Genomic DNA, 20532 nt, shown 5'->3' with positions numbered 1-20532 from the left:
TGCATGGGACCAGTGGAATCGGTGCGTGGCCGCTGAGACCGGCCACGACGGGGAAGGACGGCCATGTTGCGCCGGGACACGGAGTACGTGTTGACCTGGAACGCACAAAACCACAGCTGGCTGGTGCGGCCAATCGAGCGTGATGGGAACCGCATCGTCCAGATCGGTCCTGGAGGCACCCACATGGATGACCCAGCCTGGACCGCCGACTCACTCGCGTCGGAGTGGGTCGAATGACCTCACACCGCTTGCCCCGGCGGTTCGCATTGCAGCGTCACGAGGATGCCACCGGTGTGTCCGGGGTCGGCCTCGTCGCATACGGCACGGTGTATCCAACGGGGCGCACCACATTGGCATGGTGCTGCAGCGACATATCGTCGGTTACGGTCTACGACTCACCAGAGCAAGTCATCCAGGTCCACGGGCACAGCGGCACGACCGACCTGGTGTGGATCGACGAGCCCGAGCAAGAGGATACCCCCAAGAATCGGTGACGCCACGCGGTCTCGTGGCGTCACTGAGACCGGCTCGGCCGGCCGTCCGGCGCAGCCGCTGCCTGCTCGACTCGTCGCATCGCGTCGCGGTAAATAGGGCCTTCCGCGACCGGCAGCAGACGGGCGAGGGTCCGAAGCCAGCGTACGTTCACCGTCGCGGCGACATCAGTGACCGGAACACCCGGCATCCGGTAGAGCCGACGGGCCCAGCGGGGTAGTAGCGTGAACGCCGACCCGGCCACCATCAGCCAGGCAGGCCGGCCGACGGTCCATCCGTACCTCCGCGGCATCGGTGGCAGCGCCAGGAACCGGGCGACGTCGCGGGCGGCGGGGGTCAGCGCGAGTTCGGGCCGGATGTTCTGGAAGTACTCGGCGACGGCCTCCGCCGAGTCCGGGATCGTCGCGGGGTCGAGCCCGATCAGCTCGCCCGCCCGCACCTGTTCGCCGTAGTAGCGGTCGACGTCGTCATCGCTGAGCCGGACCCCGGCCCGTCGGGCGGTGGTGACGAACGAGTCGACCTCGCATACGTGAACCCAGCGCAGCAGTTCAGGTTCGTCGATGCGGTACTCCTCGCCGGTGGCGGGGTCGGTAGCGCGCAGCCGGTCATGCAGCTTGCGGACCCGGGCGCCTGCCCGTTGAGCGTCATGTGTGGTTCCGAAGACGACGGTGGCGACGTATTCCGCCGTGCGCATGAACCGTGCCCAGTTGCCCTGCCGGTAATCGGTGTTCTGAACGACGCCCTGCACCGCCCGTGGATGCAACGCTTGAAGGTAGAGGGCGCGTACGCCGGCCACCCAGAGGACCGGCTCGCGGTGGACCCGCCAGCTGATACTGTCCGGACCGAACAGTCCGAGGTCGGCCTCGGAATGATCCATACCAATCATGATGACATGCCCGCCTCCGTCCGCCGTCGTCGCGAGCGTGCTGGTGGGCGGGGCAGCCGGAGGTGGCGTCGGCAATGAGCGAACGGGTGCGAAGCCGTGCGGTGACGTTCGACAGGTACGGTGAAGCAGCGGTGCTCGACATCGTCGACGTCGAGCTTGCGCGGCCGGGGCCAGGCCAGGTGCGGGTCCGGGTGCGGGCGGCCGGTGTTCAGCCGTTCGATGTGAAGCTCCGCCGAGGGGACACCGCCGACTGGGCTCCGGCAAGGTTCCCGCAGGGTGGCGGCTCGGAGTTCGCCGGTGTGGTCGAAGAACTCGGTGACGACGTCACGGAGTTCGCGGTGGGCGACGAGGTCATCGGCTGGGCAGTTGGAGCCGCCCACGCGGACCACGCGGTTGCCCGCGTTGCGGCCCTGGTGCGTAAGCCGTCGGCAATGTCCTGGGAAGAGGCAGGTGCGCTCGGCGCCTCCGGCCAGACGGCCCATACGTCGCTCGAGGCCCTGCATGTGAGTGCGGGCGAGACCGTGCTCATTCATGCGGCCGCCGGAGGGGTGGGTACCGCGGCGGTTCAGATCGCTCGGGCGTGGGGTGCGAGCGTGATCGGGACGGCCAGTCCTCGTAACCACGGCTACCTGCGTGAGCTGGGAGCCGTTCCCGTGGAGTACGGCCCAGGACTCGTCGCCCGGGTGCGCGAGGCCGCCCCGGCGGGTGTCGACGCCGCGCTCGATGCTGTGGGGACCGAGGAGGCGATGCGCGCGTCGGCGGATCTCGTCACCGATCCGGGCCGCGCCGGGACCATAGCCGGGCAAGAGCTCGCTGAGCAGATGGAAGTCCGCGTCCTGGGCACGCAGAGATCCGCCGAACGGCTGGGCAAGCTGGTCGATCTCTACGAACAGGGACGGCTGCGGGTCCACATTCACGCTGCTTTCCCGTTGACGGATGCCGTAGCCGCACACCGAGAGGTGGAGCGCGGGCACGTCAGGGGGAAGGTCGTCCTCACGACCCACTGAGCACCACCGGGCGGGGCGGATTACCCCGAATGCGACGCGTCGACCAGGGTGTCGGACAGGGGCAGCCCGGTGATCGCCGAGATGAGTTCCGCCGCGCGGCTCGCAGCTTGAGCAGGGGACAGCTGGCCGAGCAGGCTGGCTTCCAGCATGCTCTGCAGCTGTGCCGTCACCCGTGGGTAGACAGGTGTGCGGGGGCGGATGACGGCCTTCTCGAGTACACCCACGGCGGTGTCCAGCAATGGGTCGTCGTCGATGAGTTCGATCGCCGAGCGCCTGGGTGGGATCCGGCCGGTGGCCGTGCCGATAGCGGCCAGTGGCTCTGGGGCCGTCAGGTGGCGGAGCAGCCGCCAGGCGAGTAGCGGATGAGCCGCTTGCCGGAAGATGCCGCACACCATAGTGCCTGCGAGGCTGGCCGGTGCGCCACCCTCGGGGCCGCGTGGGATCGGGATGAATCCGACGTGATCGGCGAGCTCACCCAGTTCGACGTCCATCTTCTCGGCCAGCGCCCGGGCCTCGTAGCTGCCGCCGAAGCTGATGCCGGCCTGGCCGCGTGCCAACAGCCGGATCGGACGATTCCACTCGTAGCCGACGGCCTCGGCCGGGAGCAACTCCTCCTCTACGAGCTGGCGGAGGAACGTGAGTGCCTGAACGGTACGGGGCTGGCCCAGCGTGACCGCGCCGGGGCCGAGGACCTCGACACCATTGGAAGCGAGGAAGGCGAGCAGGCAGTACGTGGTGGTCTCCGCTCCCTTGGAGCCTCCTGGCAGCGCCAGCGGATGGGTAATGCCGTCCCCGAGCAGCGCGTGTCCCACGGCGCTCAGATCCGCCCAGGTTTCCGGCGGCTCGAGGTCCAGCCGCTGCAGTTCGTTGCGCCGGTACCACAGCCCGGCCACGTCAGCGCTGAGCGAGACCGCGTATGTGCCGCCCTGGTAACGGTTGGCGGTGATCAGCGGGGGCAGGAAGTCGGTCTCGAACTCCGCACGGATCCAGGTCTCGTCGAGGTCTTCGAGTGGATGCAGGAACCCGGACGCGGCGAACTCCGGCATCCACACCGAGTCCAGCACGGCGAGGTCAGGCGCCTGTCCTTCAGCGACCGCGTGCGTCAACGTGTGGTAGAGATCCGAGCGCGGCACCGCGACGACGCTGATGGCCAGATCGTCCGGGGCCGTTTTGTGGATGAGGCCCTCCCAGGGCCCCTCGGCCGGCACCACGATGCGCAGCTCGGTGCCGCGCCGCGGTGCCCAGTGCGGATTGACGAACGTGCCACGCCGGCGGTGCCGCAGTATGACGCCTTCTTCGGCGAGTTCGGACAGCGCCCGGCCGACCGGCGTACGGCTCAGCCCGTAGCGCTCACACAGCTCGTGCTCGGTGGGCAGGCGATCTCCGGGACCGTAGTCGCCCCGGATCATCGCCTGCAGCAACAGCGTTTTGAGCTGGAAGTACAACGGGATCGGCTGCTCGGGGTCGATCGACATGTGGCAGCCTCCGGCGAAAGTTGGGCGGCCTCGGGCGGTAGTTCGAGACAGCACCATGGTAGTCCTCGGCCCGTGGCCGATCAGGGCATACCGGGTCAGGCTGAGGTTGCGCGCCGCGTCCGGACCGCTGCGGCCAGATCTGTGAGCAGCCCTTGCGTGGTGGTCCAGTCCATACACGAGTCGGTGATGCTCTGGCCGTAGGTCAACGGCTCAGAGCCGAGATCCTGGCGACCGGCCACGAGGAAGCTCTCGAGCATGATCCCCGCGATGCCGGTCTGGCCGGTGGCGATCTGCTCGGCGATCTCCGCGGTGACGACGGCCTGGCGCAGGTGGTCCTTGCCGCTGTTGCCGTGGCTCGCGTCGAGGACCAGCCGTTCCGGCAGTTCCGCCTTGTGGAGCAGGGCCAGCGCGTCGCGGACGTCGGTGGGACCGTAGTTGGGGCCGCCTTGCCCGCCACGCAGGATCACGTGGCAATCCGGGTTGCCGGCGGTGGAGACCGCGGCGGCCGTCCCGGCGTCGTCGATGCCGAAGAAGACGTGGCTGCTGGCCGCGGTGATGCAGCCGTCGATCGCGGCTTGGACGTCGCCGCTGGTGGCGTTCTTGAATCCGACCGGCATCGAGAGCCCGGAGGCGAGCTGGCGATGCACCTGGCTCTCCGGAGTGCGGGCCCCGATAGCTCCCCACGAGACGGTGTCGGCGATGTATTGCGGGCTGATCGGCTCGAGGAACTCGCATCCGACCGGAAGCCCGGCATCGAGCACGTCGAACAGCAGAGTGCGGGCGAGTCGCAGGCCGCGCTGAACGTCGAAGGTGCCGTCCAGCCCGGGATCGTTGATCAACCCCTTCCAGCCCACAGTGGTGCGGGGCTTCTCGAAGTACACCCGCATGACGATGCGGAGATCGTCGTCGAGATGCTGGGCCACGGGTGCCAGCCGGCGGGCGTAGTCGAGGGCTGCCTCGGGGTCGTGCACCGAGCACGGGCCGACCACGACCAGCAGGCGGTCGTCCTGGCCGGAGATGATCTCGCGGACCTCGGCCCGGGTCCGTCGCACCAGGTCGGCATGGTGGTCGCCGAGTGGGAGTTCGGCGAGGAGTTCACGGGGCGGTAGCAGCGGCTGCAGCCCCGTGATGCGGAGATCACCGGTGGGCGACGGCTGCGGGAGCGGATGGGTTTCAGACATGTCGCGGGAGTTTCCAATCCTGATCGGGGGACAGGAGGCCCGCGAAGTCAAACCCGGGCCGGCCCGTCTCTAACGACGAAAGGCAGAGACCGAGGTCTCTGCCTGTGCTGGCTCCGGGTGGGGCGGTTGGTCAGGGTGCGCTGTCCGCGGCTCCACCCGGAGCCTGCGTAAAGCGCGTATACCAACGGACCTCAGCCACGAACGCAACTGTAGCCTGCGTTTCGGCTGATCTCCAATCAGCGTGTCGGAGCCAGCGCATAGGGTCGGGACGTGCCCGAGATTCACGAACTGACCGCGCTTGAGCTGGCCGCTGCCATCCGCGCTGGTCAAACGTCGCCTACAGAGGTTCTGGATGTCACGCTGGAGCGGGCTGAACGGCTCGGTCCGCAGGTGGGGGCGTTCGTCACACTCACCCCCGAGTTCGCACGCCAGCAGGCCGTCGCCGCCGAGCAAGCATTGGCGGACCAGCGTGTGGACACGCCGTTGCTCGGCGTGCCATGTCCCGTCAAAGACCTCAATCCAGTGGCCGGCGTTCCGATCCGGTGGGGCAGCGCGGCAATGGGTGAAGAGGTGGCGCCCGTGGACGACGGCGTGGTCATGCTCCTTCGCGACGCGGGAACACTGATGATCGGCAAGACGAACACGCCTGAGTTCGGCCTGCCGGCCTATACCGAGCCGGACATCATGGCGCCGGCCCGCACACCGTGGGATACGCGGCGATCGGCCGGTGGATCCAGCGGGGGAGCCGCGGCGGCGGTGGCCGCCGGAATCGTCCCCGTCGCGCACGGCAGCGACGGCGGCGGCTCGATTCGTATTCCGGCCAGCGCGTGCGGGCTGGTCGGGCTGAAACCGTCCCGGGGCCGGGTGAGCCCAGGCCCGTACCAGGTGGACGGTCCGGGCCTGGCGGTGAACGGCGCGCTCACCCGGGATGTGCGCGACACGGCGGTGATGCTGGACATCCTTGCCCACCACTGGCCCGGCGACCTGTTCGTCCTCCCTGGCCCGCGCACCACCTTTCTCGACGCGTGCGAGCGGGAGCCGGGCCGGCTTCGCGTGGGGATCCTGACCACGCCGGTCATCGACGCGAACGTCACTGTAGATCCGGCGTGTATCGAAGCTGCCGAGGCGACCGCCACGCTCCTGCACGAGCTCGGCCATCATGTGGAGCGGGCTCCCGTGCCATTCCCGCCGGAGCGATGGGCGTCGTTCGAGGCACTGTGGTCGGTGATGGCCCTGATGGCTCCGGTCCCGCCGGGCTCGGAAGAGCTGCTGGTGCCGTTGACCCGATGGCTGCGTGAGCAGGGACGCTCGGTTCTGGGCGTGGAGTACGCCCAGGCGGTGGGTCATGTTCAGCAGGCGACGCGCGAAGCGGCAGCCACCTGGGCCGCATACGACGTGATCGTGACGCCGACGCTGGCGCGGCCACCCGCGATGGTCGGGTCGTTGCGCGACGACGACGATCCCGTCGCCGATTTCGCCGCTCAAGTGGCCTACACGCCCTGGACCAGTGTGTGGAACCTGACCGGTTGGCCTGCGGTGAGCCTGCCGCTGCATTGGAGCGTGGTCGACGGCGTGACGCTACCGATCGGCGTCATGCTGGGCGGGCGGCTCGGCGATGAGGAGACGTTGTTATCGCTGGCGGCACAGCTCGAGACGGCTCGGCCGTGGCGGGACCGGCGGCCACCCGTCTGGTGAAGCCCGGCCGACACTTGGCAGCAAATATGACCCAGGTCACATTCGTTGGCGGAATTTCCGGGGATTCATTCCCCGTTTAACCCGATGTTCGAGCTAATACGGGGAGTCAGTCCCCGGTTACGGTGCTCGCGTCGACGAGAGGAGGCGGCATGAACGCCACAGTGGGAGCTCTTCAGCACCGGCTGCGCGCCGACGCATCCCGTAACCGGGAACGGATCATGGCCGCTGCACGGCACGTGCTCCTCGAGGCCGGCCCGGATGCCCCGCTGGACACCATCGCTCAGCGCGCGGGCGTCGGGAACGCCACCGTCTACCGGCACTTCGCAGACCGCCGCGAACTGTTCCGTCAAGTGGTGCTGTACTCGATGGAGCGGATCACGGACGCAGCGGAGGCGGCGCTGGCCGACCCGGCCGACCCGTTCGACGTGCTCAGCGGTTTCATCCACACCGCAGCTGACGAGCACGTGGGCTCTGTTTGCTCGCTGACCAGCGAAGACTTCGACAGGAACGCTCCACCAGTGGTGGCGGCCCGGGAACGTCTCTTGCAAGCCATCGAGGCCCTGATGAGCCGCGCCCGCGACGCCGGCCAATTGCGCCCCGATGTCACCATCGGCGATCTCATGGTCGCGATCACCCAGCTGAGCCGGCCGATGCCGGGTTCGGAGTGCACACACTTCGAGCGGTTCGCCCGCAGGCACCTGCAGCTGTTCATCGACGGCCTACGCAGTCCAGCCCGGTCAACGCTGCCCGGGGAATCAGTCACCCTGGAAGACCTGGAGCGTCGTAGCACCTGAAAGAGAACCAGCCTCGCTCATAGTTTTCTCACGCCGCGCCACTGAATTGCGCGCTGCCGCACTCCTTCCCTTCTCACGCCTCTTCCTGCTCACTACGAGTCGATTGGTGAACCTCGCATGTCCGAAACAATCCAGGAGGCCACGCAACAGCGTGACTCAAGGCGCTGGAAAGCCCTGGCCTTCATCTCGATCGCCCAGTTGATGGTGGTGCTCGATGCCACGATCGTGAACATCGCGTTGCCCTCGGCCCAGGCCGACCTCGGTATCTCAGACGCCAACCGGCAGTGGGTCATCACCGCGTATGCGCTGGCATTCGGCGGGTTGCTGCTCCTGGGGGGCCGGATCGCCGACCTCTGGGGCCGCAAGAACACATTCCTTACCGGCCTGGTCGGTTTCGCTCTCGCGTCGGCGATCGGCGGCGCGGCCGTCAACGAGGCGATGATGTTCGCCTCCCGGGCCCTGCAGGGAGTCTTCGGTGCTTTGCTGGCGCCCGCCGCGTTGTCGTTGCTTGCGGTGACGTTCACCGACGGCAGGGAGCGGGCGAAGGCCTTCGGTATCTTCGGCGCCATCGCTGGTGGAGGAGCCGCGGTTGGCCTGATTCTGGGCGGCTTCCTCACCGAATACCTGGACTGGCGTTGGGTGTTCTACGTCAACATCCCGATCGCCGCTGTGGCGTTCCTGGGCGGATTCGCGCAGATCAAGGAGCCCAAAGACAGTCGGAATCCCTCTGCGCTCGATATTCCCGGTGCGTTGCTCGGCACACTCGGACTGGTGGCGCTTGTCTACGGCTTCACCCGAGCTGAGACCGACGGCTGGACCGACGCGGTCACCATAGGCATGTTCGTGGCGACCGTCTTGCTGCTCGGGGTGTTCGTCATGGTCGAGCGGAGGGTCAAGGCCCCGCTGCTTCCGTTGCGTGTGGTGCTGGATCGCAACCGGGGCGGTGTCTACTTGTCGCTGGGGCTGGCGATCGTCTCGATGTTCGGCCTGTTCCTGTTCCTGACGTATTACCTGCAGATCGTCGAAGGCTACAGCCCGGTGCGCACTGGCCTGGCGTTCCTGCCAATGGTGGCTGGCATGATCACCGGGTCGACACAGGTCGGCGCCAGGCTGATGACCCGGATTCCGGCCCGTTACTTGATGGGTCCGGGACTGGCGATCGCGGCCGTGGGCATGCTGATGCTCACCCAACTCGAACCCGGCAGTTCGTACGTCGGGCTGATCCTGCCGGCACAGATCCTGCTCGGGCTGGGCTTGGGAACGACGTTCATGCCGGCCATGAGCCTGGCGACGTACGGCGTCGAGCCGCGCGACTCCGGTATCGCCTCGGCGATGATCAACACCTCGCAGCAGGTCGGTGGGGCCATCGGGATTGCGTTGCTGAACACGATCGCCGCCAGCGCGACCACCACCTACCTGGCGACGAACGTCGGCAGCGCGGTGTCTGTGGAGCAGGTCCAGCTTCAGGCCATGGTGCACGGTTATACGTCGGCCATCTGGTGGGCAGTGGCGATCCTGGTGGCGTCGGCGGTCATCGCTTATACGTTCGTCAATGCCGACCAGCGCACGGCGCGTGTGTCCGATGGCGACGGATCGGCCGAAGAGGCCGCGCCGGTCATGGTCCATTAGCGGAAACGATCTACCACTCCCGTTGTTGATCATGGGTAGATACCTGATTTACGGCCTCGCCAAAGGTGTATTCGCCCATGATCAACTCGGGAGGGCGGAGCCGGCAGAGCGAGCACGCCGGCCAGCCTGGATAGGCTAGCCAGGTGAGTCCACAGTCCCATCGGGCGGCGCCGGAGCGCGACCAGCAACCCGCGGTGCAGAAGATGCGTGTTCGGTTCGCCAAACGCGGCCGTCTCCGGTTCACCAGCCATCGTGACTTCCAGCGTGCGTTCGAACGTGCCCTGCGCCGCGCCCAGGTGCCTATGGCCTTCTCCTACGGGTTCACGCCACATCCGAAGATCTCGTTTGCCGGCGCCGCACCCACCGGCGCCGCAAGCGAGGCGGAGTATCTCGAGATCTCTCTCACGGATCGGCGCGATCCGGATCAGATCCGCCTATCCCTCGACGAGGCACTGCCGCCCGGCCTCGACATCATCGAGGTCGGCGAAGTCGATCCCGCGGAGCCCGGCTCGCTCGCTGACCGCCTGCGGGCATCACTATGGGAAATCGCCTGTCCCGGTGCGGCACCCGACGAGATCCGATCGGCGCTGGCCACCTTCCTGGGCGCTGAGTCCGTCGAAGTCGAACGTCTCACCAAGAAGGGCAACCGCAAGATAGACGCCCGCGGAGCAGTACTCTTCGCCGAAGCCGACGAGAGCCACGACACATCCGAGCCGGCCATTCGCTGCGTCATCGAACACCAAACGCCGACGGTCCGTCCGGAGGAGGTCCTCGCTGGCCTGCGGGTGGCGGCCGGTTTCACACCCCCGTCACCGCCCCGCGCGCGGCGCCTGGCTCAGGGGACCTGGGACGAACAGCGCCGCGAGCTCATCCCCCTGACGTTGTCAAACCCACCCCAACGTCGGTGATCGTCAGTGGGTTGTGGCTGCTAAGCAGCAACCACAACCCACTGACGATCATCAGATCGCGACCACAGCGTACTGACGATCACCGGGGTGGGGTCACTCGTAGAGGACGGCCTGGATCTCGTCGTCGTCGATGTTCGACTCGTCGTACCAGAAGAAGCCGGTGTCGATGGTTTCCGGCAGCTCGTCGCCTTCCAGCGCCTCGACGGCGGCCTTCACCGTCTCGTATCCGATGCCGACGGGGTTCTGCGTGATGGCACCGGCCATCACCCCGTCGCGGATGGCATCCATCTGCGCCTGACCGGAGTCGAAGCCGACGATGACCAGGTCACCGGCGATGCCGAGCTCCTTCACGGCATTGACGACCCCGATGGCCGAACCTTCGTTGGAGCCGTAGATGCCGTCCAGGTCCGGGTTGCCCTGGATGATGGCGGTGGCCACGTTGGTGGATTCGAGGTGGTCGCCGCCGCCGTACTGGATGTCGACGATCTCGACGTCGGGTGCGTTCTGCTCGATGTACTCGACGAAGCCGTCGCGGCGTTCGGTTCCGGTGACGCTCGTCTGGTCGTGTACCACCATCGCGATCTGCCCGGACCCGCCGATGAGCTCGACCATGTTCTCGGCCGCCAGCGCGGCCGCCGCCCGGTTGTCGGTGGCGGCGGTGGCCAGCGGTACCTCGCTGTCCACTCCGGAGTCGAAGGCGATCACCGGGATGTCGCTGGATGCCGCCTGATCCATCAGCGGTGCGGCCGCCTGGCTGTCCAGGGCGGCGAACCCGAGCGCGTCGGGGCTACGGTCGATTGCGGTCTGGAGCATGTCGATCTGCTGCGCGACCTCCGACTCGGAGTCCGGGCCCTCGAAGGTGATGTCGACGTCGAACTCGTCGGCGGCCTGCTGGGCACCGTCGCGGACGGACTGCCAGAACTGGTGCTGGAAACCCTTGGACACCAAGGCGACGTAGGTCCGGTCGCTGTCGCCGGGTGGGGCCTCGCCATCGGCGCCGTCAGTGGTGCCAGTGTCGTCCGAGCCGCACGCGGCGAGGACGAAAGCGGCGGCGACGAGCCCGGCTACGCCGGTGATGCGTCTTCTCATGATGATCTCCGAATCGGTGTGAAGAGCTGATGGGGATGGGGGCGACTAGTAGAGGCGAGGGCTATCCCTGTTTGCCGCGGCGAAGGATGTCGGTATAGACAGCGAGGAGGATGACCAGGCCGATGATGACGGTCTGCCATTCCTGGGGAATGGACATGATGCGCAGCCCGTTGGTGACGGTGCCGACGATCAGTGCTCCGATCAGCGTGCCGACGATGCTGCCCTTGCCGCCTTGCAACGATGTGCCACCGATGACGACGGCGGCGATAGCCTGCAGTTCGTAACCGACGCCGATCGCAGGCTGCGCGGAGTTCAGCCGGGCCGCGAGAACCACTCCGGCGATTCCCATGAAGGCACCGGAGAGCGTGTAGATGATGATCTTCCATTTCCGGACGTTGATGCCGGAGAGCACGGCGGCTTCCTCGTTGCTGCCGATGGCGAAGGTGAAACGGCCGAGAATCGACTTGCCGAGTATCAGGGCGGCCACGATCGTCGCGGAGAACAGGATCAGGACCGCGTTGGGGATGTCGACGCCGGGTATGGCCGAGCCCTGGGAGATGCCGGTGAACCCGGAGACGTCGGTGAAGTAGATGGGTGCCGTGCCCGAGATGACCAACGCCAGTCCCTGGGCGATCATCATCATCGCCAACGTCGCGATGAACGGAGGGATCTTCAGGAACGCGATGTTGAAGCCGTTGACCAGCCCGATCAGCGCACCGGTCAGCACGCCGCCCAGCACGCCCAGGTACAGCGGCCAGCCGAGGTTGACCAGGAAGACGCCGGTCATGACCGCCGCCAGCGTCATCCCGGTGCCCAGCGACAGTTCGATGCCGCCGGTGATGATGACGTAGGTGGTCCCGAGCGCGAGGATCCCGATGACGGCCGTCGACACCAGAATGCCGGTGACGTTGGACCAGGTGAGGAAGTTGTCGTTGGCCAGCGCGAAGAAGGCGACCAGCACGATCAGGCTGGCGAAGGCCAGGATCTGCTGCAGTTGCTGGCGCACGATGCCGCGAGCCGTGCGGCCGGCGGGGGTGCTCGCCGGCACGGCGGAGTCATCCGTCGGCTGGTCGGCGGTCTTGACCTCGTTCATGCAGCGATTCCTCCATGCGCTCCGGAGCGGGTGGCGTAGTCCATGAGGACTTCCTGGTCGGCGTCGGCGTTGTCGAGAATCCCGGTAACGCGCCCTTCACACATCACGACGATCCGGTGTGACAAACGCAGCACTTCCGGCAGCTCGGAGGAGATCATGATGATGGACTTGCCCTGTGCGGCCAGCGCGTTGAGCAGTTCGTAGATCTCTTCCTTGGCGCCGACGTCGATGCCACGGGTGGGTTCGTCGAAGATCAGCACGTCGCAGTCCTTGGCCAGCCATTTGGCGATGACCACCTTCTGCTGGTTGCCTCCGGAGAGGTTCTTGGTGCGTTGCTGGATCGACGGGGTTTTGATCCGCATCGACTCGACGTACGACCGAGACGTCTGACGTGCTTGGTCGTCACGGATGAAACCGAGAGGGTTGGCGTGATTCCCTAGCGACGAGATCGAAATGTTGAAGTTGACGTCTTGGTCGAGCATCAGGCCGAATCGCTTGCGGTCCTCGGACAGGTAGCCGATTCGCAGCCGTGCGGCGTCGGCCGGGCTCTTGATCTTGACTGGCTGGCCGTGTAAGAAGATGTCGCCGCTGTCGATCTTGTCCGCACCGCAGACGGCCCGGGCCACTTCGGTGCGCCCGGCGCCCATCAGCCCGGCGAAGCCGAGGATCTCGCCCTGGCGCAGCTCGAAACTGACGTCCCGGAGCAAGGGCTTCGTCGAAAGACCAGCGACTTCCAATACCGTCGGGCCGGGCGCCGGAATGTCAACCGGGCGCGACTCACCCTTGATCTGCCGTCCGACCATCATCGAGATGATCTGTGGCAGTTCCACGGTCTCTGTCAGCACGGTGTCGACGTACTCGCCGTCGCGCATGACGGTGATCCGGTCGGAGATGATCTTGAGCTCTTCCAGCCGGTGGGAAATGTAGATGATGCCGGTTCCGCGGCTGCGCAGGTCGCGGATCAACCGGAACAAGATCTCGGTTTCGGACTCGGTGAGTGCTGCCGTCGGCTCGTCCATGACCAGCACGCGGGCGTCGAACGACAACGCCTTGGCGATCTCGACCACCTGCTGTTGGGCGACCAGGAGGTTGCCGGCCTTGGTCCGGGGATCGAGAGAGATGCCGAGGTGATCGAACAGCTCACGGGCGCGCCGGTTGAGGTCGCGGTCGTCGACGAAGAAGCCGAGACCTCGACGCTTTTCCCGGGTGATGAAGATGTTCTCCGCGATACTGAGGTCCGGCATCAGCGAAAGCTCCTGGTGGATGATGCTGATGCCGAGGGCCTGAGCGGCGAGGGGATTGTCGATGTTCACTGGCTGCCCGTCGAGACGGATCGTGCCCGCGTCCTTCTGGTAGATGCCGGTCAGCACCTTCATCAGGCTGGACTTGCCGGCGCCGTTCTCGCCGACGAGCGCGTGGACCTCACCGGCGGCCAGTTCTAGACGGACATCGGAGAGGGCTTGCACGCCCGGGAAGCTCTTGCTGATTCCCTCGAGTTCGAGTAGCCGGTGGTTCACGGTCCTCCAGATGTCAGGTGGTGCGGAGGTGAGACAGCGCCGAAGAGTAGGTGATACAGCTACGGCGAGAGATCGGATGAATTCGATGGTAACTGTGTTAACTCCGATGTCAATGCCCTGCCCTCGATCAACTTCTCTGGCTGGTCTGCCCGCAGGTGGGGCAGGTGGTCGGCGATTCTCGCCGCGCCAAGGCAGACGCCGACGTCAAGGGTGGGTTTGTGCGATGTTGGCCGAAGTCGGCGATAGGTCGGACGTAAGGACCGTTATGAGGTCTTGATGCGGCTGTTATGCCAATGCCGCTGTGGTCCCTAGGCTCGACCGCCACGCCACGATGGCAGCGGGCGGCGTCCGGCGGCGACCTCGAACGCCGCCCGTGCGAGCAACCGGGTCGAATCCAGGGTGGGCAACGGGGACACCTCTGGGGTGACGAGCAATGGGATCTCGGTACACACCAGGGCGACGGCGTCACAGCCGACGCCGCGGAGGCGGTCGATCACGCGCAGGTAGTCCTGCCGCGAGGCGTCGGTGAAGACACCGTTGACCAGCTGGTCGAAGATAATCGTATTGATCATCCGACGCTCGTCCGGGTTGGGGATCTCGGCTTCGATGCCGCACGCGGCGAGTTCCCGGGGGTAGATGGGTCCCTCCATCGTGTACGACGTGCCGAGCACCCCGACGCGGGTAAAACCCTGCTGGGCGGCTTGCTCGGCCACCACACGAGAGATATGCAGGCCGGGTAGCGCGAGCTCCGGGCCCGATGCTTCGAGGGCCAGATGAGCGGTGTTGTCCGGACAGGCGAAGAAGTCGGCTCCGGCCGCTGCCAGGCGGCTGACCGAGGTCGCGAGGGTGGTTCGAATGCTCTGGTGGTCGCCGGAGTCCCAGGCCGGCATGCTCCGCGCCATGGCGATGCAATCGAGCGTCACGTCGGGATGCTGGTGTTCACCGAGTTCGTCGAAGCCATGCTGGCAGAACGTACGGAAACACAGGGCTGCGCCTTCGGCGCTGTGCGCCAGGATGCCGGCATGCTTCATGCCCCCATTCAATCCCATGGTCATGAAGACTTGACCACAGAGGTCCAGCAGTGTTCATGATCATGAGCGGGCGAGGACGCCGCGTCCGGAATCCGCCGGTTTTGCCATGCCGTGCAGCGTTAGCGTCGCGTCATGACCACGACATTCCCCTTCCGCTTCGGTGTTCTCGGCGAGCAGGTTCGCTCGCCTGAATCACTTGCGCATACGGCTCGGCAGGCCGAACGGCTCGGCTACAGTACGTTCCTGCTGCGTGATCACTTCGTGCGGGAGCCGTTCGGCGATCAGCTGGCCCCCCTGGTCGCGCTGGCGGCCGTAGCCGGGTCCACCACCACTCTGCGCGTCGGCACTGTCGTACTGGCCAACGACTATCGCCACCCGGTGATGCTCGCCAAAGAGGCCGCGACTCTCGACGTGCTCTCGGGCGGTCGCTTCGAGATGGGCCTGGGGGCAGGCTGGCTGCGCGACGAGTACGAAAGCGCGGGAATGCCGTTCGACTTGGCCCGTTTGAGGGTGGACCGGCTCGAGGAGTCGCTCGTGATCCTCAAAGGTCTCCTGGCCGGTGAGAAGGTGACCTTCGATGGCGAGCATTACTCGATCAGGTCGCTGAGCACCTTCCCGGCCGCGTCGCAGCGTCCGCATCCACCTATCCAGGTCGGTGCGGGTAGCAAGCGCATGTTGCGGCTGGCCGGAAGGGAAGCCGACATCGTCGGGGTGTTACCCAAGGCGCTGCCCGAGGGCGCCATCTCCGACGCTCTCTCCGAACGTACGCCGGAGGCGATGAAGCAGAAGATCGAATGGATCCGGGAAGGAGCTGGGCCCCGGATGGGTGACGTCGAGTTGTCGATGGTGATCTCACCGGTGATCGACGACGATGTGCGCGCGGCGGTCGCGCGATACACGAGCGGCCGGGACTGGGCGCGGTTGCCGGCCGACCAGGTGCTCGACATGCCGGCGGCGTTCCTCGGACCTGTGGAGCGCATCGCGGAGGTGATGCGTGCCCGGCGGGAGCAGTTCGGGTTCTCTTATTACATCGTGCCGGATGCGATCATCGAACGTTTCGCACCGGTGGTGGAGTGCCTGGCCGGCACCTGAGGTGCCCGACGTCGGCCGACACGGCCGGAGGTTTGTTCCGGAAGAGTCATCGGACGACCCTGGTGGCATACTGAGGCCGAGAATACGTCCGATCTCTGGGGAAGGCAGGCGCGATGGCCGTCACGGACGAGGCGATTCTCAAGATCAAAGAGATGATCGTCAGTGGCGAACTCCGCCCGGGCGACCGGTTGCCTCGGGAAGCCGATCTAGCGGCCCGCCTGGGCCTGGCCAGGAACTCCCTGCGCGAAGCCGTGCGAGCGCTGTCGCTGATCAACATCCTCGACGTCCGGCAGGGCGACGGCACCTATGTGACCAGCCTGGAGTCGTCTCTTCTGCTGGAGGCCATGAACTTCGTCATCGATCTGCACGGCGACGACTCCGTGCTGCAGTTCTTCGAGGTGCGGCGGATCATGGAGCCTGCCGCGGCGGCGATGGCGGCCGTCCGGATCAGCGACGACGAACTACGGAAGCTGCAGAAATTGCTCGACGAGATCGGTGCCAACCCACCGGTGGACCACCTCATCGCCAATGATCTGGAGTTCCACCGGGTGGTGGCCGAGGCCTCCGGCAACCTGGTCCTGAGCTCGCTGGTCGACAGCCTGTCCGCGCCGACCCAGCGGGCCCGGGTATGGCGGGGGCTGACCGAGGGCGACGCCTGGCAACGCACCTGGGAGGAGCATCGCGCCGTCTACGACGCGCTGGCCAACCGGCAGCCGGAGCTGGCCAGGTCGTGGATGACGGTGCACGTGTCCGGCGTCGAACACTGGCTCCGGCACGCGCTCTAGTGCACCGGCGGCACCTTATCCCCCGGCGCCTTCCCCGTGATCGTGAGCAGAATTCTGCCCCGCCGCGCGGTGATCGTGAGCGCAATGACGCTGCTATAGCGACGGTGAACCGCTCACGATCACGGGGGTGAATAGCGCGGATCCGCTCACGATCACGGGTCAGAGACCGTAGATCCGGGCGGCGTTGCCGGTGAACACGGCGTCCGATTCGCCCGGGGTGAGCTCGGCCAGGCACTCGCGGGTGGCCTGGAGGACGTCCGAGTATGACGCGGCGAGTGTGCAGACCGGCCAGTCCGAGCCGAACATGAGCCGGTCGGCTCCGAACACGTCCACCAGCCGGTCGGTGTACGGGCGCAGATCGGTGAGAGTCCAGTTCGCCCAGTCAGCCTCCGTGACCAGACCGGACACCTTGCATGACACGTTCGGCAGCCGGGCCAGCTCGCCGATCTCCGCCGACCACGGTTCCAGCACACCCTCGGCGATCGCGGGTTTCGCGCCGTGATCGACGACGAACGCCAGCGTGTCCACCTCTTGCACCGCCCGCCGGGCGGCCGGCAGCTCCCGTGGGCGGATCAGCAGGTCGTACACCAAACCAGCGGTGGCCAGCATCGACAGTCCACGCAGCACGTCGGGCCTGGTCAGCCACTCGGGGTCGGTCTCGTCGTGTACCTGATGGCGAATTCCGGCCAGCAATTCACCGCCGGGCAGCGAGCGCAGCCGCGCTAGCCGCTCCGCGAGATCGGGCGCCGTCAGATCCACCCATCCGACCACACCCGCGATCAAGCCCTCGGAACTGGCGGCCGTGGCGAGGAGCTCTTCGGTCTCGTCCTCGTCATGGGCGGCTTGGACCACAATGGTGCGCGCGACACCCGCGGGCGACGTCACGGAGCGCAGCTCGTCGAGGCCGTAGGGGCGCCGAAGTGAAGCGGCCGGGCCGGTCATCCAGGGGTAGTTCCGGCGGGCCGGGTCCCACAGGTGGTGATGGGTGTCGGTGATTCCGCTCATGTGATCAGCTCTCAGCCGGGCCGGGAGTGGGTGGGGTCCGTTCGTCTTCGGCACCCGGTACCGGGGCGTCGGCCCGCAGCAGACCCTCGTCTTGGAGTTCGGACCACAGCTGCGAGGGAATCGGCGCCTGGAACAGCTGAACGTTGCGCCGCACCTGTTCGGCGTCGCGGGAGCCCACGTTCACCGTGGCCACCGCCGGATGCGCCAGCGGGAACCGCATAGCTGCCGCCGGCAGTGTGGTGCCGTGCCGTTCGCAGATCCGGCCGATGTGTTGCGCACGGCGGAGCAGCGTGGCCGGAGCCTCGCCGTAGTTGTACATCGCTCCCGGCTCGGGGTGTGGCTTGGCCAGTAGCCCGGAGTTGAAAACCGCCGCCGCGACCACGCTGACGCCGCGCTGTTCACACAGTGGCAGGAACTCATCCAGCGCGCCTTGCTCGAGCAACGTGTACCGCCCGGCCAGCATGATCAGGTCCATGTCAGCGTGGCGCACGAAGCGGGACAGCATCTCGGACTGGTTCATGCCGGCGCCGATGGCCGTCACCACTCCTTCGTCCCGAAGCTGGGTCAGCGCCGGACATGCCTCGTCGATCGCCTGTTGCCAGTGGTCGTCGGGGTCGTGCAGGAACAGCACGTCGATCCGGTCGAGCCCGAGTCGCTCGAGACTGTGCTCGACGGACCGGAGGACGCCGTCGCGGCTGAAGTCCCAGATCCGCCGGTGTGTCGCCGCGACGTCGAAACCCTCATCGTCGCGCGCGCCGGAGCCTGCCGGGACGGGTTCTAGTAGCCGGCCGACCTTGGTGGATACCACGTACTGGTCTCGCGGCCGCTGCCGAAGGGCCGCGCCGACGCGGCGTTCGGAGAGGCCGAGGCCGTAGTGGGGCGCGGTGTCGAAATAGCGAATGCCGCTGCGCCATGCCTCGTCGATGGCCGCTGCCGCGTCATCGTCGTCGACCGCGCGGTAGAGATTGCCGATTGGGGCGCCGCCGAGCGACAGGGTCGTGAGTTCAGCCGCGGTCCGCCCCGCTCGCCGGCGGGTGATCATGGAAGCTCCCACACGAGGCTCAGGCCGTGGTCGTCGCCGGCATAGCTGTCCTGGACCTCCAGCAGCTCGGCCATCCTCGCCTGCCACTGGATGTTCGCCGGGTGGTCACGCAGCGCGTTCCGCATCGCCTGGTAGTCGTCGACCTCGACGAGGTGGAACAGATCCCGTCCGCTGCGCCAGATGCGCCACGTGTGGACACCGGCCTCGCGCAGCGCGGCGTCGAGCTCGTCGGGGATCACGGCATGTGATTCGTCGTACTCGGTTTCCTTGCCAGGTTTGAGCCGGGTGTGCAAGGCCACCTGCTGCATTGTTGCTCCTTCCTCGCGCCCTTATGGGGCGGACGACCACACCGGACCGTCGGGGTAAGCGTATTTCTCGAGAGAGGCGGGCTTGATCGTGGCGCCGAAGCCGGGGGACGACGGGGCGACGTAGCGGCCGTCCCGGACCACCACCGGATCGACGAAGTGCTCGTGCAGGTGGTCGATGTACTCGATGCTGCGCCGCTCCAGCGATCCGCTCACGGCGAGAAAATCGAACATGGAAAGGTGCTGGACCAGCTCACAAAGGCCGACGCCGCCGGCGTGCGGGCACACGGGCACACCGAACTTCGCGGCCAGCAGGAGTATCGCGATGTTCTCGTTGACCCCGGCGACCCTCGCGGCGTCGATCTGCAGGAACGAGATCGCCTCGGCTTGCAGGAGCTGCTTGAAGACAACCCGGTTCTGAACGTGCTCACCGGTGGCGACCCGGATCGGTTCGACTCCACGGGCGATCGCGGCATGGCCGAGCACGTCGTCCGGACTCGTGGGCTCCTCTATCCACCAGGGGTCATACGGAGCGAGTGCGTTGATCCAGGTGATCGCTTCATCGACATCCCAGCGCTGGTTGGCGTCCACGGCTATCCGGATGTCCGGCCCGCACGTCTCCCGGGCCAGCCGCAGCCGTCGCAGGTCTTCGTCGAGATCCGAACCGACCTTCAGTTTGATCTGCTGGAAGCCGTCGGCCATTGCTTCCTTGCACAGCCGGACCAGTTTCGCGTCGTCATAGCCGAGCCAGCCCGGTGACGTGGTGTAAGCGGGATAACCGTCAGCCACCAGCAGCGATTCGCGCTCGGCCTTGCCCGGCTCGGCCCGGCGGAGGATCTCCAATGCCTCTGCCGGGGTGAGCGCGTCGGTCAAATATCGGAAGTCCACCAAGTCGACGATCTGCTCGGGGGTGAGGTCAGCGAGCAGCTTCCACAAGGGCTTGCCCTCCAGCTTCGCCTTGAGATCCCACATCGCGTTCACCACCGCGGAGATCGCCATATGCATGACGCCCTTCTCCGGGCCTAGCCACCTCAGCTGGGAGTCATAGACCAGCTCCCGCCAGAATCCTCCGAGGTCGGCAAGGGTGTCCTCGAGGGGGAGTCCAACGACGAACGGCCGCAGCGCTTCGATCGCGGCTCGTTGGACGTCGTTGCCACGGCCGATCGTGAAGGCGAATCCGTGTCCCTCGGCCGTTCCGGGGAGATCGGTCTTGAGGGCGACGTAGGCTGCCGAGTAGTCCGGATCCGGATTCATCGCGTCGGAACCGTCCAGTTCACGCGAGGTGGGGAACCGGATATCCCAGGTCTCCAGGGCGGTGATTCTGCGCTCGGCATCAGCCACTACAGGTCCTCCACGTCCATGCCATCGAACATATACATCGGATGTTTCCTAGTCATCCGATGTATAGCCCACCGGCCGCGGGGTTGTCCAGCGACGTGACCTCGCGCCGACTGGGTGGTGCCGACGGTGTGGTGAGTGGTAGGAGCCCGGGCCGGGGTGGTGGGA

At 66.6% G+C, this 20532-nt stretch carries 19 protein-coding genes; 8 read left to right on the top strand and 11 right to left on the bottom strand.

The genetic code is table 11. The features are described from left to right. The first annotated feature begins 233 nt into the window (after positions 1-233). On the top strand, positions 234-494 hold the full coding sequence (locus F7O44_RS21400; RefSeq protein WP_162452328.1) for a hypothetical protein: 261 nt from the start codon (positions 234-236) through the stop codon (positions 492-494). Positions 495-514: 20 nt separating this feature from the next. Here F7O44_RS21400 and F7O44_RS21395 read toward each other — a convergent pair whose 3' ends face one another. After that, on the bottom strand, positions 515-1369 hold the full coding sequence (locus F7O44_RS21395; protein ID WP_162452327.1) for an oxygenase MpaB family protein: 855 nt from the start codon (positions 1367-1369) through the stop codon (positions 515-517). Between the two features lie 83 nt (positions 1370-1452). Here F7O44_RS21395 and F7O44_RS21390 point away from each other — a divergent pair, with 83 nt between their 5' ends. Next, positions 1453-2385 carry an NADP-dependent oxidoreductase gene (locus F7O44_RS21390; RefSeq protein WP_162452326.1) on the top strand — a complete coding sequence of 311 codons (933 nt, stop codon included), beginning with the start codon at positions 1453-1455 and terminating at the stop codon, positions 2383-2385. A gap of 20 nt (positions 2386-2405) precedes the next feature. Here F7O44_RS21390 and F7O44_RS21385 read toward each other — a convergent pair whose 3' ends face one another. Both F7O44_RS21385 and F7O44_RS21380 read right to left on the bottom strand, forming a co-directional pair. Beyond that, the gene (locus F7O44_RS21385) at positions 2406-3860 is read right to left on the bottom strand and encodes an extracellular solute-binding protein (protein ID WP_162452325.1); all 1455 of its coding nucleotides are present in this window, start codon (positions 3858-3860) and stop codon (positions 2406-2408) included. Between the two features lie 95 nt (positions 3861-3955). Continuing rightward, positions 3956-5041, bottom strand: coding sequence for a 3-deoxy-7-phosphoheptulonate synthase (locus F7O44_RS21380; RefSeq protein WP_162452324.1), 1086 nt, complete (start codon positions 5039-5041; stop codon positions 3956-3958). Positions 5042-5311: 270 nt separating this feature from the next. On the opposite strand from F7O44_RS21380, the gene F7O44_RS21375 reads away from it, so the two are divergent. The 4 genes from F7O44_RS21375 (at position 5312) to F7O44_RS21360 (ending at position 10067) form a co-directional block, all read left to right on the top strand. Continuing rightward, positions 5312-6736 (top strand): amidase family protein, encoded by a 1425-nt coding sequence (locus F7O44_RS21375; RefSeq protein WP_162452323.1) that lies wholly within the window; start codon positions 5312-5314, stop codon positions 6734-6736. 149 nt (positions 6737-6885) lie between these two features. Continuing rightward, on the top strand, positions 6886-7530 hold the full coding sequence (locus F7O44_RS21370) for a TetR/AcrR family transcriptional regulator (protein ID WP_162452322.1): 645 nt from the start codon (positions 6886-6888) through the stop codon (positions 7528-7530). Positions 7531-7647: 117 nt separating this feature from the next. Further along, positions 7648-9159, top strand: a complete 1512-nt coding sequence (locus F7O44_RS21365) for an MFS transporter (protein WP_162452321.1) — start codon at positions 7648-7650, stop codon at positions 9157-9159. A 194-nt stretch (positions 9160-9353) separates the two neighbouring features. Beyond that, positions 9354-10067, top strand: a complete 714-nt coding sequence (locus tag F7O44_RS21360) for a TIGR03936 family radical SAM-associated protein (protein ID WP_162452549.1) — start codon at positions 9354-9356, stop codon at positions 10065-10067. Between the two features lie 93 nt (positions 10068-10160). Here F7O44_RS21360 and F7O44_RS21355 read toward each other — a convergent pair whose 3' ends face one another. The 4 genes from F7O44_RS21355 to F7O44_RS21340 all read right to left on the bottom strand — a co-directional run bounded on the left by F7O44_RS21355 (position 10161) and on the right by F7O44_RS21340 (position 14797). Continuing rightward, on the bottom strand, positions 10161-11156 hold the full coding sequence (locus F7O44_RS21355; protein WP_162452320.1) for an ABC transporter substrate-binding protein: 996 nt from the start codon (positions 11154-11156) through the stop codon (positions 10161-10163). Positions 11157-11217: 61 nt separating this feature from the next. Beyond that, positions 11218-12249 carry an ABC transporter permease gene (locus F7O44_RS21350; protein WP_162452319.1) on the bottom strand — a complete coding sequence of 344 codons (1032 nt, stop codon included), beginning with the start codon at positions 12247-12249 and terminating at the stop codon, positions 11218-11220. Further along, a complete protein-coding gene (locus F7O44_RS21345; RefSeq protein ID WP_162452318.1) occupies positions 12246-13766 on the bottom strand; it encodes an ATP-binding cassette domain-containing protein in 1521 nt (506 codons plus the stop codon). Before F7O44_RS21345 ends, F7O44_RS21350 begins: the two co-directional genes overlap by 4 nt. A gap of 308 nt (positions 13767-14074) precedes the next feature. Further along, a complete protein-coding gene (locus F7O44_RS21340) occupies positions 14075-14797 on the bottom strand; it encodes an aspartate/glutamate racemase family protein (RefSeq protein ID WP_162452317.1) in 723 nt (240 codons plus the stop codon). A gap of 132 nt (positions 14798-14929) precedes the next feature. Between F7O44_RS21340 and F7O44_RS21335 the strand changes: the two genes are divergently transcribed. Both F7O44_RS21335 and F7O44_RS21330 read left to right on the top strand, forming a co-directional pair. Further along, entirely contained in the window at positions 14930-15889 is a 960-nt protein-coding gene (locus tag F7O44_RS21335; protein ID WP_162452316.1) for a TIGR03621 family F420-dependent LLM class oxidoreductase, read from the top strand. 113 nt (positions 15890-16002) lie between these two features. Next, entirely contained in the window at positions 16003-16674 is a 672-nt protein-coding gene (locus F7O44_RS21330) for a FadR/GntR family transcriptional regulator (RefSeq protein ID WP_162452315.1), read from the top strand. 159 nt (positions 16675-16833) lie between these two features. On the opposite strand, the gene F7O44_RS21325 is transcribed toward F7O44_RS21330, so the two are convergent. From F7O44_RS21325 to F7O44_RS21310, 4 genes are read right to left on the bottom strand one after another with little or no spacing between them, the layout of a single operon-like run. Then, positions 16834-17679: an amidohydrolase family protein gene (locus F7O44_RS21325; protein WP_162452314.1), complete on the bottom strand. Its 846-nt coding sequence runs from the start codon at positions 17677-17679 to the stop codon at positions 16834-16836. Between the two features lie 4 nt (positions 17680-17683). Further along, positions 17684-18721 (bottom strand): aldo/keto reductase, encoded by a 1038-nt coding sequence (locus F7O44_RS21320; RefSeq protein ID WP_162452313.1) that lies wholly within the window; start codon positions 18719-18721, stop codon positions 17684-17686. Then, positions 18718-19029, bottom strand: coding sequence for an L-rhamnose mutarotase (locus F7O44_RS21315; RefSeq protein ID WP_162452312.1), 312 nt, complete (start codon positions 19027-19029; stop codon positions 18718-18720). Before F7O44_RS21315 ends, F7O44_RS21320 begins: the two co-directional genes overlap by 4 nt. Before the next feature lie 21 nt (positions 19030-19050). Continuing rightward, the gene (locus tag F7O44_RS21310; protein WP_222851575.1) at positions 19051-20367 is read right to left on the bottom strand and encodes an L-fuconate dehydratase; all 1317 of its coding nucleotides are present in this window, start codon (positions 20365-20367) and stop codon (positions 19051-19053) included. Positions 20368-20532: the final 165 nt, after the last annotated feature.

Origin of the sequence: Phytoactinopolyspora mesophila (assembly GCF_010122465.1) — a bacterium.
Taxonomy (GTDB): Bacteria; Actinomycetota; Actinomycetes; order Jiangellales; family Jiangellaceae; genus Phytoactinopolyspora; species Phytoactinopolyspora mesophila.
This window is presented reverse-complemented; position numbering and strand designations above follow the sequence as displayed.